General features: G+C 30.9%; 11 protein-coding genes. All 11 read left to right on the top strand.

The features are described from left to right. The 11 genes from LEBU_RS11465 (at position 1) to LEBU_RS11415 (ending at position 13,614) form a co-directional block, all read left to right on the top strand. Entirely contained in the window at positions 1-390 is a 390-nt protein-coding gene (locus tag LEBU_RS11465) for a hypothetical protein (protein ID WP_015770476.1), read from the top strand. Positions 391-852: 462 nt separating this feature from the next. Beyond that, a complete protein-coding gene (locus LEBU_RS11460; RefSeq protein ID WP_015770475.1) occupies positions 853-1,716 on the top strand; it encodes a hypothetical protein in 864 nt (287 codons plus the stop codon). A gap of 256 nt (positions 1,717-1,972) precedes the next feature. Further along, on the top strand, positions 1,973-2,953 hold the full coding sequence (locus LEBU_RS11455) for an ABC transporter permease (protein WP_015770474.1): 981 nt from the start codon (positions 1,973-1,975) through the stop codon (positions 2,951-2,953). Next, on the top strand, positions 2,953-3,918 hold the full coding sequence (locus LEBU_RS11450) for an ABC transporter permease (RefSeq protein ID WP_015770473.1): 966 nt from the start codon (positions 2,953-2,955) through the stop codon (positions 3,916-3,918). Before LEBU_RS11455 ends, LEBU_RS11450 begins: the two co-directional genes overlap by 1 nt. 363 nt (positions 3,919-4,281) lie before the next feature. Continuing rightward, a complete protein-coding gene (locus tag LEBU_RS11445; RefSeq protein ID WP_015770472.1) occupies positions 4,282-5,331 on the top strand; it encodes an ABC transporter ATP-binding protein in 1,050 nt (349 codons plus the stop codon). Beyond that, positions 5,331-6,281 carry an ABC transporter ATP-binding protein gene (locus tag LEBU_RS11440; RefSeq protein ID WP_015770471.1) on the top strand — a complete coding sequence of 317 codons (951 nt, stop codon included), beginning with the start codon at positions 5,331-5,333 and terminating at the stop codon, positions 6,279-6,281. The genes LEBU_RS11445 and LEBU_RS11440 overlap by 1 nt, the downstream gene beginning before the upstream one ends. Before the next feature lie 61 nt (positions 6,282-6,342). After that, the gene (locus LEBU_RS11435) at positions 6,343-7,944 is read left to right on the top strand and encodes a peptide ABC transporter substrate-binding protein (protein ID WP_015770470.1); all 1,602 of its coding nucleotides are present in this window, start codon (positions 6,343-6,345) and stop codon (positions 7,942-7,944) included. Between the two features lie 66 nt (positions 7,945-8,010). Then, positions 8,011-9,600 (top strand): peptide ABC transporter substrate-binding protein, encoded by a 1,590-nt coding sequence (locus LEBU_RS11430; RefSeq protein WP_015770469.1) that lies wholly within the window; start codon positions 8,011-8,013, stop codon positions 9,598-9,600. 109 nt (positions 9,601-9,709) lie between these two features. After that, positions 9,710-11,299: a peptide ABC transporter substrate-binding protein gene (locus tag LEBU_RS11425; protein ID WP_015770468.1), complete on the top strand. Its 1,590-nt coding sequence runs from the start codon at positions 9,710-9,712 to the stop codon at positions 11,297-11,299. Positions 11,300-11,371: 72 nt separating this feature from the next. Continuing rightward, positions 11,372-12,952 (top strand): peptide ABC transporter substrate-binding protein, encoded by a 1,581-nt coding sequence (locus LEBU_RS11420; protein ID WP_015770467.1) that lies wholly within the window; start codon positions 11,372-11,374, stop codon positions 12,950-12,952. A gap of 98 nt (positions 12,953-13,050) precedes the next feature. Next, the gene (locus tag LEBU_RS11415; protein WP_015770466.1) at positions 13,051-13,614 is read left to right on the top strand and encodes a D-glycero-alpha-D-manno-heptose-1,7-bisphosphate 7-phosphatase; all 564 of its coding nucleotides are present in this window, start codon (positions 13,051-13,053) and stop codon (positions 13,612-13,614) included. Positions 13,615-13,773: the final 159 nt, after the last annotated feature.

Genomic DNA, 13,773 nt, shown 5'->3' with positions numbered 1-13,773 from the left:
ATGTTTAAAAAAATGATTTCAAAAGTGGAAAAATATGTAAAAGTTCCTCCTAAGGAAGGCTATATCAAAAACAGCTCTATTTTGGTCACAGGACTTATGATTATAGGAATGGTTTTGTATCCATTTACTAAGGGATATGGGACTATAATAGCATTGTCAGCAGCTTTGATAGTGATGGTTGGGCAAAAACTGTTAATAAAGCAGGCTAAAAATGATTTTAAGGATATGTATTATGCCAAGGAAATGTATTTAAAAACTAAAAATACTGAATATCTAGATTTTATTGCAGCACGTTCAAAACAAATGATTAATGATGTAAAAGTCTTGTCGGATAAAGCTAAAAAAGAAATAGCGGAACTTCAGAAGTTTGTTGAAAAATATAAAAAATAGTTAATTTTCATGGTAATATAAATTATAATTCAAAGTAGAAAGAATATTTTTTTGAGATATTCTTATAAAAAATTAAAAACAGTCATAAAATATCAATTATTTCTTGGCTGTTTTTTTATTATTGGCTCATTAGGAAAGTCAATCATCTTTGATATTTCATAATACTTAATCTTTATTTCTAATACTATTTCCCGTTTAAATAGCGAATATTTAATAAATTTTGAATTACATACTATTGATTAAAACTTTTTGTCCTTAACGTAGTTTCTATTTTATAATGGGATTTAGTATAAATAAAAATTGGAAAAATTGTTAAAAAATTGTATAATATATTCAAATCTCTTTAATGTAATATCAAATTGAAAAAAATAGATTTTAAGTCAGGTGATTATAATTTTTGAGTTTAATTTTAAAGTGATTTTATATATAATTAGAAAGTTTTAAGGAAAAAGGAGAGAAAATATGAAAAAAAATAAAAATAAATTATTAATCTTAACAGGAATTATAGTCGTTTCTATGTCAGTAACATCATTTGCACTATCTAACAGAAATTTATCAGAATCACCTTCTAAACCTGATATTACAGATGTGAATAAAAAGGCTAATCTTTCTATCTCAAAAGCTGAATTGAATATTGTGGCTGAGAAAATTTTTCAAAATGAGGCTGGCGGGAAAAAAGACGAGCTTGTTTACTGGAATACAGGGGAAAACTTCCCATCACTTGGAATTGGGCATTTTATCTGGTATAAGCAGGGGCAGCGTGGAAGGTTTGCTGAGAGCTTTCCGCAACTTGTAGCATATTATAAATCTAAAAATGTGAAATTGCCTAAGATTATAGAAGATAATGAATATGCACCTTGGGAAAATAGGGAAGAGCTTTTTAAGTTAAAAGCGGCTGGAAATAAGGATATTGCTGAATTGACCGATTTTCTTTATAATACAAAAGATATTCAAGTTTCATTTATTTTTGAACGACTGGAAAATTCTTTGGAAAAAATGCTGGAAGTTACAAATGACAAGGAAAATGTACGTAAACAATTTTATCGTGTGGCAAATTCTCCAAATGGTTTGTATCCACTAATTGATTATGTAAATTTTAAAGGAGAAGGAAGTTCAAATACTGAAACTTATAATGGGGAAGGCTGGGGACTTCTTCAAGTTCTAGAAAATATGAAAGGAACTGGCAGCGGAAAAGCGGCTCTTGTAGAATTTAGCGATTCTGCAAAATTTGTGCTGGAAAGACGTGTAAAAAATTCTGATCCTGCAAGAAATGAGAGAAAATGGCTTGCTGGATGGTTAAATCGTTGTAATACATATAAAAATTAAAAATTCTAGAATTTATTATAATTTTTAAATTTAATTTTAAAATAGTATCAATAATGGTCTAAATTTTTATTTAATATGAAATTTTAGACTATTTTTTGTTAAATAATTATAAATATATTAAATTAAGAGATAATATATTTAACGATATAATAAATTAATGATAAAAAAATATATATTTGAAAACAAATCACTTGCAAATATAGCTAAGTATAAGATATAATATAGGTATATAAAATTTTATTGAAAGGAAGCGAGTATGAAAAATATTTTAAAATTTTTGATTAAACGAATTGCAATGGGACTCGTAACGTTGTGGCTAGTTATTACAATTACATTCTTTCTTATACATATGCTGCCGGGGGATCCGTTTCAAAGTGAAAAAGCAATTCCGCCTAAGGTAAAAGAAAATCTAATGGCAAAATATCATTTGGACAGACCACTTGGTGAACAATATGTTGAATACTTAAAAAATATAGCAAAAGGAGACTTAGGAGCATCTATGAAAGTTCGTGGAAGAACAGTTAATGATGTTATTAATAAAAGTTTTTTTGTATCAGCAGATTTAGGAGCTAGGTCTATTATTTTTGCATTAGTTCTAGGGATTCCACTTGGAATTATTGCAGCGTTAAAGAGAGGAAAATATCAGGATAAATTATCTATGATTATAGCAATAATTGGAATATCTGTACCAAGTTTTGTATTGGCGGGGCTTATGCAGAAATATTTCGTTGATATACACAATGGAATTTTAATTGAAAATGGATTTTTACCTGAATTTTTTAGAATACGTTTATCAGGATGGGACAGTCCTGAGAAAAAAATATTGCCAGTTGTAGCATTGGGACTTTATACAGTTGCCTTGATAGCTCGTCTGTTAAGGGATAAGATGATTGAAGTAATGGGACAGGATTATATAAGGTTAGCTATTGCTAAAGGGGTAAAACCTAAAAATATAGTCTTTAGACATGCTTTAAGAAATGCAATTTTACCAATTATTACAATAATGGGACCAACAATTGCGGCAGTTTTGACAGGGTCATTTGTAATTGAAAAGATGTTTTCGATTCCGGGATTAGGGAAATATTTCGTAGATAGTATAAATGACAGGGATTATACGATGGTTCTTGGAGTTACAGTGTTTTATGCGATATTTCTTATAATTATGATGATACTTGTGGATATTGTATATGTTTTAGTTGATCCTAAGATTAAACTTGGAAAAGGAGATGAGGTATAGTGGCAGAAAATACAAGAAAAATTATAACTGAAAACAATTACATACCAACACCTGAAGATTTTAAAATCGTAGGTGCAGATACCACTCAAAGTGAAGAAATCTACAAACCAAGTTTAACATTTTGGCAGGATGGATGGAGAAGATTTAAGAAAAATAAGCTAGCTCTATCATTTTTAGGAATAACACTTATTTTTTTATTTTTAGCAATTTTTGGACAGCATATGACAAAATATTCCTACAGAGCTCAAGATTTATCAGCAAAATTTTTAAGTCCAGCCAAAGGACTTGCAAAAGGGCATTATTTAGGAACGGATAACCTTGGGCGTGATTTATTTGCAAGACTTTCACAAGGAATAAGAATTTCAATGGAATTATCGTTAATAACAGCTGCAATTTGTGTTGTTTTTGGAACAATTTATGGAGCTGTGTCAGCATATTTTGGTGGAATTATTGATACAATAATGACTAGAATTGTGGAAATTTTGCTAATCATCCCATCAATGATTTATATAATTTTATTAATGGTTGTTATGGGAAATAGTGTAAAAACAATAATTATCGCAATGTCATTGACAAGATGGTTAAATTATTCACTATTAGTTCGTGGAGAAGTACTAAAAATTAAAGAAAATGAATTTGTACTAGCTTCAAAATCACTTGGTGGAAATTTTTTGTGGATAACTTTAAAACACTTAATTCCAAATACATTAAGTGTAATAATAATAAGACTTACAACAGATATACCAAACATTATCTTTACAGAAGCATTTTTAAGTTTCATCGGACTTGGAGTGCCAATTCCACAGGCTTCATTAGGAAACTTGGTATTTGATGGTTTCGTAAATATGACTTCATATCCATATTTATTTGTTATTCCATCAGTTGTAATTTCATTAATTACATTGGCATTTAATATAGTTGGGGATGCTTTAAATGATGCACTAAATCCAAAATTAAGAGATTAAAAATTTTATAAAATTTACTATTCTATAATTTAATATTATTTTTCTTAATTTCATTTATTTTAGTTTATTTAAGCAAGGGTATCAAACGCCATACCCTTGCATCCCCGCTTTACGCAAAACTTTCTTATAAAGAAAAAATAAAACTCGATTTTGAATATAAGTTATTTTAATATGAATAATCGTATATAATTTAAAATATGTTTCAAAATCTCAAACAGTTATTTTTTCTTTAACGAAATTTTGCTTTAATAATTAAATAAAAAAATCAAATGAATTAAAAATAAATAGAGTTAATAAAGAAAAGGTATTTAGTTATAAAAATTATGTAAAAACAATCCATATTAATACAGAGAGGATTAGAGAATGGGAAAAAAATTATTAGAAGTAAAGGACTTGAGTGTTTCTTTTAATACATACGCTGGGGAAGTTCAGGCTCTTAGAGGGATTAACTTTTCTGTAGATCGTGGAGAAACACTTGCGATCGTTGGAGAATCTGGTTCAGGGAAATCAGTTACTGTACAGACGATTATGAGATTAATACCGATGCCGCCAGGGGAAATTAAGAATGGTGAGATTTTTTTTGACGGTGAGGATTTGGTAAAGGCTTCTCTTGAGAGAATGCGTGAGCTTCGTGGTGGTAAAATTGGGATGATATTTCAGGATCCTATGACATCGCTTAATCCGACTATTAAAGTTGGAAAGCAAATTATGGAAGGGATTTTGATTCATAAAAAAGTAACAAAGGAAGAAGCAAGACAGAAGGCTATCGAAATGCTTAGAAAAGTTGGTATTCCTAAACCTGAGGAAAGATTTGAGCAGTATCCGCATGAATTTTCTGGGGGAATGCGACAAAGGGCGGTTATAGCCATTGCTCTTTCGTGTGAGCCTGATTTATTAATCTGTGATGAGCCAACAACAGCTTTGGACGTTACAATTCAGGCGCAAATACTGGATTTGATAAATGAATTGAAAAAAGAATTAAATATTGCTGTAATACTTATAACGCATGATTTGGGAGTAGTTGCTGAAACTGCGGACAGAGTGGTTGTTATGTATGCTGGAGAAAAGTTGGAAGAAGCTCCTGTAAGGGAACTATTTAAAAATCCGAAACATCCATATACTTGGGGACTTTTAAAATCACTGCCAAGACTGGATATGAAAATTGGAGAAAAGCTGGCTTCCATTCCAGGAACTCCGCCAGATTTATTAAAACCGCCTGTAGGAGATCCGTTTGCGGCACGTTCTGAATATGCAATGAAAATTGATTATGAAAGAAAACCTCCAATGATTGATTTGGGAAATGGACACCTTGTAAAATCGTGGCTTTATGTTGACGGTGCTCCCAAAATAAAATCTCCTTTTGAATCAGAGGAATCTGATAAATTAAGAAATGAAGGAATGGAGGGGAAATAATGTCAGTTAACGAAAACAAAAAAGAAAAACTAATAGAAATGAAAAACTTAAAAAAATATTTTCCAATGAAAAAAAGACAAGTCTTAAAGGCTGTGGAAAATGTTACAATGGACATTTACAAAGGTGAAATTCTAAGTCTTGTGGGAGAATCAGGTTCTGGTAAAACTACGCTTGGAAGAACTGTGAGCAGACTTTATTCAAAAACAAACGGAGATATTTTATTTAACGGAAAACCTGTAGAAAATTATGGAAGAAAAGAATTTACCAAAAAAGTGCAAATGATATTTCAAGATCCACAGGCTTCACTTAATCCAAGAATGACTGTCGGAGATATTATTGCCGAAGGGATTGATATTCACAAAATGGCGACTTCGAAACAGGAAAGAATGGAAAGAGTTTACAAACTTTTGGAAATTGTTGGGCTAAATAGGGAGCATGCCAGCCGTTTTCCACATGAATTTTCCGGAGGACAAAGACAGAGAATTGGGATTGCAAGGGCACTTGCGGTTGATCCGGAAGTACTGGTGTGTGATGAGCCGATTTCAGCTCTGGACGTATCAATTCAGGCACAAGTTGTAAATTTATTGAAAGATTTGCAAAAGGAAAGAAATCTAACTTTATTATTTATTGCACATGATTTGTCAATGGTAAAATATATTTCAGACAGAGTGGCAGTTATGTATCGTGGAAAAGTGGTGGAATTGGGAACGCCTGAAGTTGTGTATACAAATCCTATTCACAGTTATACAAAATCACTAATTTCAGCTGTACCGATAGCAGACCCTGATTACAAAAAATTGGCTAAAATTGATATGGATGAGTCATATTTGAGAAGTCCGATGGGAGAGGCATCTGAAATAAATGTGATTCCTGAAAAACCAGAATTAACTGAGTTTAAGCCAGGACATTTTGTAGAAACATTATTTTTAGAAGAAAAAGGGCTTATTTAGGAAATTTTTAATATTTTGGATACAATTATAAAAAATTATTTTAGAAAGGAATTTTTGGAATATGAAAAAAATTTTTTTAGTATTTTGCTTAATGTTATCGATGTTTGTTATTTCTTGTGGAAAAGGGAAAAAAGCATCAGGAAAATCAGTATCATTTAATATGGAAGCTGAGCCAACTTCATTAGACCCTCAAATTTTGACGGATATGAGTGGACTTTTTATAACAAGTATGACTTATGAAAGTCTTGTAAGATTAAATGATAAAAATGATATTGTCCCTGCTGGAGCTGAAAGCTGGACTAAGTCAGATGATGGAAAAGTATGGACATTTAAAATTAGACAAGGAATGAAATGGTCAAACGGAGATCCGCTTACTGCCAAAGATTATTTTAACGGAATTAAAAGAGGAATTGAACCTAAGACCGCTTCTGAATATGCATTTCTTGCATACTATATTGAAAATGCAGAAAATTACAATAATGGAAGTTTAAAAGATTTTGGAAAAGTTGGAATAAAATTAAAGGATGATTACACACTTGAATTTACTTTATCACAGCCTGCACCATTTTTCTTAAAAACATTAATTATGCCAATATATTTCCCAGTTAATGAAAAGGCATTGGCTACAAATGGTGAAGGATACGCAACTGAAGCTAATAAATCTATTTACAGCGGACCTTTCATAATGGAAGAATGGGTACATGACAATAAAGTCGTTATGAAAAAGAATCCTGATTACTGGAATGCTCAAAATATAAAGCTTGACACACTTACAGGACTAATTGTAACTGATTTTGAAGCTGCAACAAATCTTTTTGAAAACAAGGAATTAGATTTAACAAAAATATCAGTTGAAAAAATGGCGAATTACGAAGGAAAACCTGAATTGCACAAGTTCCCTAACGGAAGAGTGTATTATTTAGGATTCAATACATCAAATCCAGTATTAAAAAATCAAAAAGTTAGACAGGCGTTATCACTTTCTGTAGACAGAAAAGAATTAGTAAGCAGCATTTTAAACGGAGCAGGAATTACAGCTTCTGGAATTGTTTCAAATGGAACAGCTGGTGAAAAAGGCGACTTCAGGGAAGAAGCTGGAGATTTATTTGCACAATTTTCAAACGTTAATGCAAAACAATTGTTTGAACAAGGGTTAAAAGAGTTAAATATGACTCCTGCACAAGTTAAACTGCATTTATTAGTGGATGAAAACGGAACTGGTAAAAAGGAAGCTGAATTTTATCAATCTCAATGGAAAGATAAATTAGGAATTGATGTACAAGTAGAAGTTCTTACTAAAAAAGAAAGAATTGCACGTGCTAAAGCTGGACAATTTGAAATTGTAAGATATGCATGGGGACCTGATTATGCTGATCCGATGACTTATTTGGAAATTTTCCATTCAAAGGCAAAAGATATCAACTTTGCTAAATATTCAGATCCTAAATACGATGAATTAGTTGATTTGGCTAAAGTTAATCAAGATAACAAAGTAAGAATGGATGCAATGAAACAGGCAGAAAAAATATTATCTGACAACTTTACATATTCTGCACTTTATTATGAAGTAGGAGCTTATCTGATAAATCCTAAATTGAAAGGTGTTGTAATACGTTCTGTTGGAGATTCTATTGATTTCTATAATGCATCTATAGCAAAATAGATTTATAACAACAATTAAAATATAATTTTACTAAATTTGTTTATTTAGTAAAAGGAAAGGAAGAGTATGAAAAAAATACTGTTAATTTTGACAATATTGCTGGCTTTCATTGTTTCATGTGGAAAGAGCAGCGATTCTGAAACACTTAAATTAAATCTGAAGGAAGAAGGAAAATCCTATGATCCTCAGCTTGCAAATGATTCGACAGGAGAATTCGTTGACTCGCTTGTTACTGAAACATTGACAAGACAGGCGGATGATGGAAAATCTCTTCCTGGAGTAGCGGAAAAATGGGAACATAATGCAGATTCAACAGTATGGACATTTCATTTGAGAAAAAATGCAAAATGGAGCAACGGTGATTCAATTACTGCAAAAGACTTTAGGGATGGCTGGGTTAGGGCATTAAAGCCTGAAACAGCTGGAGAATATGCAGATAAATTATTTTACATAAAAAATGCTGAGCAATTTAATTCAGGAAAAATTAAAGATGAAAATCAGCTTGGTATAAAGGTTGTTGATGATTACACATTGGAAGTTACATTGAACAATCCGCTTACATACTTTGATTCAATCGTAAGAATACAGACTTATGCTCCTCTAAACAAAAAATTCTATGATAAAGTTGGAGAAAAGTATATGACATCTCCTGAAACATCAATTTCATCAGGTGTCTACACAATAAAATCTTGGACAAGAGATTCAGAAATTGTATTTGAAAAAAATGAAAATTATTGGAATAAGGACAATATTAAATTGAAATTTGTAAAAGCATTATTTATAAATGACCCTAATGCTAGTGTAAATGCCTTTAAAAATAGAGAAATTGATTCTACAAATATTTCAATTGAGCAGGCAAAAGAATTTAAAGATGACAAACGTAGATTGCTTACAAAAGACGGTTCTGTCTGGTATATGACTTATAATATGAAAAATAAGGTGCTTGCAAATAAAAAAATTAGACAGGCTTTATCACTTGCTGTAGATAGGGAAAAATTAATTACGGATATACTTGATAATACAGGAGAAGCGGCTTATACTTACACAACAAAAGGTGTCGGAATAACTGGTGTTTCTAAAGATTTCTCTGAAGAAGCAGGAAAAATTTTTCCAGCATACAATTTACAAAAAGCAAAGCAATTGCTAGCTGAAGGATTAAAGGAGCTGAGATTACAAAAATTGCCTGAATTAACAATGATTTTCAATGATTCTGGAAACAATAAGGTAATTTCCGAATACATTCAGGAAAGTTTAAGAACAAACTTGGGAGTAAATCTTAAAATCGAAGGAATGACATTCCAGTCAAGATTGGATAAAATGCAGCATAGAGATTATGAAATCGCTCTAGCAGGTTATAATGGAGAATACAACGATGCTATCACTTACCTTGACAGATTTATGACAAAAGACGGAAATAATTATTCAGATTACTCAAATCCACGTTACGACGAGCTTGTGAAAAAAGTTAAAAGCTCTGGAAATCAGGAAGAAAGAGTAAAAGATATGATTGAAATGGAAAAAATAATCGCTCAAGATATGCCTGTGGGATTGCTTTATTACAGACAAAATACAAAATTATTGAATCCGAAAGTTCATAATATTGTATTTAGCCCAATAGGAAAAGATTTTGTACTTGATAATACTTACATAAAATAGTTAATTAAAGATAAACTCAAGTTTAGGATATTGCTTAAATATATGTTTCTAAACTTGTTTATAATAATTTTGTTTGTAAAAAAAAATATAATATAGAGGGAGAATTTTCATGAAAAAGATGTTATTTTTATTGATGATGTTAGTTTTCATCGTGTCTTGCGGAAAAGGTGGAGGAAGCAGCAAGACATTCACATTAAATTTGTCGGATGAGCCAAAATCTATTGATCCGCAAATATCAACAGATATCTTAGGTGGAACTGTTGCTGACATTATAACGGAAGGATTGGCTAGAAAAGGTAAAAATGGAACATTTGAACCAGGGCTTGCTAAAAGCTGGGAAAAATCAAAAGATGGGTTAAAATGGACGTTTCATTTAAGAGATAATCTAAAATGGAGCAACGGAGATCCAATTACTGCTCAAGACTTTAAAAACGGATGGCTTCGTGCATTAAAACCTGAAACAGCTTCTGAATATGCATATATGCTTTATCCAATAAAAAATGCAGAAAAATATAACAAAAAAGAAGGAACTGCTGAAGAAGTTGGGATAAAAGTTATTGATGATAAAACTCTAGAAGTAGAACTTGGAACTCCAGTTCCATATTTTGACAGCCTTGTGGCGTTCAAGACTTATATGCCATTAAATCAAAAATTCTTTGATAAAACAAAGGATACGTATTTTACAGAATCTGATAAAACTTTATCTTCAGGAGCTTATACTATGGAAAGTTGGACACATGGCTCAGAAATAAAATTCAAAAAAAATCCTAACTACTGGGATGCAGATAATGTAAAAGTAGAAACTATTGTATATAAGATAATTCCTGATAATAATTCAGCATTAAATGCATTTAATAACAAAGAAGTTGATGTAACTGCAATTTCAGCTGAACAAGCAAAAGGATTTAAAGATGACCCAAGAATGGTTTCAAATAACGACGGATCAGTATGGTATCTGCTATTTAACTTCAATAATAAAACATTGGCAAATGTAAAAATCAGAAAAGCTCTTCTTATGGCAGTTGACAGAGAAGGTTTAGTAAATAATGTATTAAATGGATACGGAACAGCTGCAAAAACTCTTGTTCCAAAAGGAATTGGAATAAAAGGATTAAATGACAAAGACTTCACAGAGGGAGTCCCTACTTCAACATTAGCATACAATCCTCAGGAAGCTAAAAAATTACTTGAAGAAGGACTGAAAGAAACAGGAGCAGCAAAATTCCCTAATATGTCTATGTTAATTAATGAAAGTGGAAATAATAAGGTTATTGCAGAATATATTCAAGAACAATTAAGAAAAAACTTAGGTATTGAATTAAATCTGGAAATAATGACTGCTCAGGAAAGATTCTCAAGAATGAAACAAAAAAACTTTGACTTAGTTCTTGCAGGATGGTCTGGAGATTATCCTGACGCAATTACATACTTAGATTTATTTGAATCAACAGGTGGAACTAACTATGGTTCATATAAAAACCCTCAATATGATGCTTTAGTTAAAACTGTTAGAGGAACAGCCGATCAAAATGTCAGAATTCCTGCACTTGTTAAACTTGAAGGAATAATTGCAGAAGATTTACCAGTTGGTGTGCTTTTTCACAGAGAAAAACAATATCTAGTTAATAAAAAGGTAAATGGAATTGGATTTACTCCAATCGGTGGAGAATTCTATTTTGGAAGCCTTTCATTAAAATAATATCTTAATAATAGGGGGTATTTTTATACCCCTTTGATTGATGCTTTTTTAAAATGAGGAGGAAAGAATCTAATGAAAAAAATATTTTTAATATTGACATTACTATTATTTGCACTTTCGTGTGGAAATAAAAATGGAAATAATAAGACGCTTTCACTAAATATCGGTTCAGAGCCAACTTCCATTGATCCGCAAATTACAACTGATATTGCTGGAGGAACTGTTGATGAGTTAATTCTGGAAGGACTTTTAAGAAAAGATAAAAATGGAAAATCAGTGGCAGGACTTGCTGAAAAATGGGAAACATCAAAAGACGGACTTGTATGGACATTTCATTTGAGAAATGGAATAAAATGGTCTAATGGAGATCCAATTACTGCAAAAGACTTCAGAGCAGGATGGATTCGTGGATTAAATCCTGATACAGGAGGAAGTAATGCAAGTATGCTGTTTGTAATAAAAAATGGAGAAAAATACAATGCTAAAAAAGCGTCAGACAAGGAAGTAGGAATAAAAGTTATCGATGACAAAACTCTGGAAGTAACATTAGAAGCACCTACTCCATATTTTGATGATTTGGTTACATTCAAATCATTTATGCCATTAAATGAAAAATATTATAACGAAGTAAAAGATAAGTACTTTACAGATGAACATACAATCGCTAATGGACCTTATATTCTAGAAAGCTGGGTTCACGATTCAGAATTGAAATTCAAAAAGAACCCTAATTACTGGGATGCTGCTAATGTAAAAACAGAAAACGTTGTATTAAAAATAATTGCTACTGATTCAGCAGTTAATGCCTTTAAAAATAAAGAAGTTGATGTAACATCAGTAACGTTTGAGCAGGCAAAGGAATTTGCTGGAAAAAATGAACTTGTAAAAGCAAATGATGGTGGAATGTATTATTTATTGTATAATACAGGTGAAAAAGCGCTTCAAAATACAAAAATAAGACGAGCATTAACTATGGCGATAAACAGAGAGGAACTTATAAATAAAGTTCTTGAAGGCTCTGAAAAACTTACTAAAACATTTGTTCCAACTGGAATTGGATTAAATGGTCTTGCAAAAGATTTTGCACAGGAAGTTCCGACTGATCAGCCTAAATTCAATGTAGAAGAAGCTAAAAAGCTGCTAGCAGAAGGACTTAAGGAACAAGGACTTGCACAACTTCCTAATCTTAAAATTTTGTTAAATGATACTGGAAGCAGAAAATCAATCGCAGAATACATTCAGGAAAATTTAAGAAATAATTTGGGTGTAAATGTTGAATTGGAAGTAGTAAGCGGTAAAGAACGTATTGAAAGAACTAAGAAAAGAGATTATCAAATTTCATTGCAAAACTGGACTGGAGATTTCCTTGATCCAATTACATATTTAGATATATTTGCTAGTGCAAATGGAAATAATCGTGGAGATTTCAAAAATGCAAGATATGATGAGCTAACTAAAATTGTAAAAAGCTCTGCTGACCCAAAAGTAAGGGTTCCAGCAATGGTGGAAATGGAAAAACTTATTTCTGAAGAACAGCCAGTTACAATTTTATTCCAAAAACAAAAACTTTACTTAGTAAATCCAAAAGTTAAAAATCTTGGATTTGTCTCAATTGGTGGAGAATTCTTTATTAGAGATGTTGTGATGAATTAATTTTATAAAAATTAAAAATTTCAGGCAATATTTATATATTCAGTTATATAGAGTTGCCTGAATATTTTAAATACAAAAATATGAAGGAATATAGTTTTATGAAAAATAAATTTGTCCTATTGGACAGAGACGGTGTAATAAATGTGGAAAAATCGTATTTGTATAAAATAGAAGATTTTGAATATGAGAAAAATGTAGTTGAAGGGCTTTTAAAATTACGTGATTTAGGCTATAAATTTGCGATTATAACAAATCAGGCAGGAATTGCGAGAGGTTACTATACGGAAGAGGATTATTTAAAATTACAGAATTTTATTGAAAAGGATTTATTGAAAAAAGGGATAAAAATTGAAAAATCCTATTTTTGTCCACATCATCCGAACGTTACTGGAAAATACGGAATTGAATGTAATTGCCGAAAGCCAAATACAGGAAATTTTGAACTTGCGATAAATGAGTTTGACATTGATACTAAAAATTCCTTTATGATTGGCGATAAAGTAACTGATTTAATTCCAGCTGAAAAATTGGGAATAACACCTGTTCTTGTAAAGACGGGCTATGGTTTAAAAAGCATGGCAAAATTAGAAAAATTTGAATTAAATCCAATTATTGCAGATGATATTTTAGATTTTGAGAAAATTTTGGAAAATAAAAAGTAATTTAAAAAAATATAATTTTAGAATGTGTACCAAAAAATTTGACAATGAAAATTGAAGAATTTAGAGGTACATTTTTATTTGTAATGTTACTAAAATTCTAAGATTATTTAATTTTATTGAATATTATACACGATAAATTACTAAAAATTTATTTTATAT

This window comes from Leptotrichia buccalis C-1013-b (assembly GCF_000023905.1).
GTDB classification, from domain to species: Bacteria; Fusobacteriota; Fusobacteriia; order Fusobacteriales; family Leptotrichiaceae; genus Leptotrichia; species Leptotrichia buccalis.
This window is presented reverse-complemented; position numbering and strand designations above follow the sequence as displayed.

What these genes read in the sequence shown, in the direction of transcription:
- LEBU_RS11425 (WP_015770468.1), top strand. Translation starts at nt 9,710, where the DNA reads ATGAAAAAGATGTTATTTTTATTGATGATGTTAGTTTTCATCGTGTCT.
- LEBU_RS11460 (WP_015770475.1), top strand. Translation starts at nt 853, where the DNA reads ATGAAAAAAAATAAAAATAAATTATTAATCTTAACAGGAATTATAGTC.
- LEBU_RS11415 (WP_015770466.1), top strand. Translation starts at nt 13,051, where the DNA reads ATGAAAAATAAATTTGTCCTATTGGACAGAGACGGTGTAATAAATGTG.
- LEBU_RS11435 (WP_015770470.1), top strand. Translation starts at nt 6,343, where the DNA reads ATGAAAAAAATTTTTTTAGTATTTTGCTTAATGTTATCGATGTTTGTT.
- LEBU_RS11430 (WP_015770469.1), top strand. Translation starts at nt 8,011, where the DNA reads ATGAAAAAAATACTGTTAATTTTGACAATATTGCTGGCTTTCATTGTT.
- LEBU_RS11440 (WP_015770471.1), top strand. Translation starts at nt 5,331, where the DNA reads ATGTCAGTTAACGAAAACAAAAAAGAAAAACTAATAGAAATGAAAAAC.
- LEBU_RS11455 (WP_015770474.1), top strand. Translation starts at nt 1,973, where the DNA reads ATGAAAAATATTTTAAAATTTTTGATTAAACGAATTGCAATGGGACTC.
- LEBU_RS11465 (WP_015770476.1), top strand. Translation starts at nt 1, where the DNA reads ATGTTTAAAAAAATGATTTCAAAAGTGGAAAAATATGTAAAAGTTCCT.
- LEBU_RS11420 (WP_015770467.1), top strand. Translation starts at nt 11,372, where the DNA reads ATGAAAAAAATATTTTTAATATTGACATTACTATTATTTGCACTTTCG.
- LEBU_RS11445 (WP_015770472.1), top strand. Translation starts at nt 4,282, where the DNA reads ATGGGAAAAAAATTATTAGAAGTAAAGGACTTGAGTGTTTCTTTTAAT.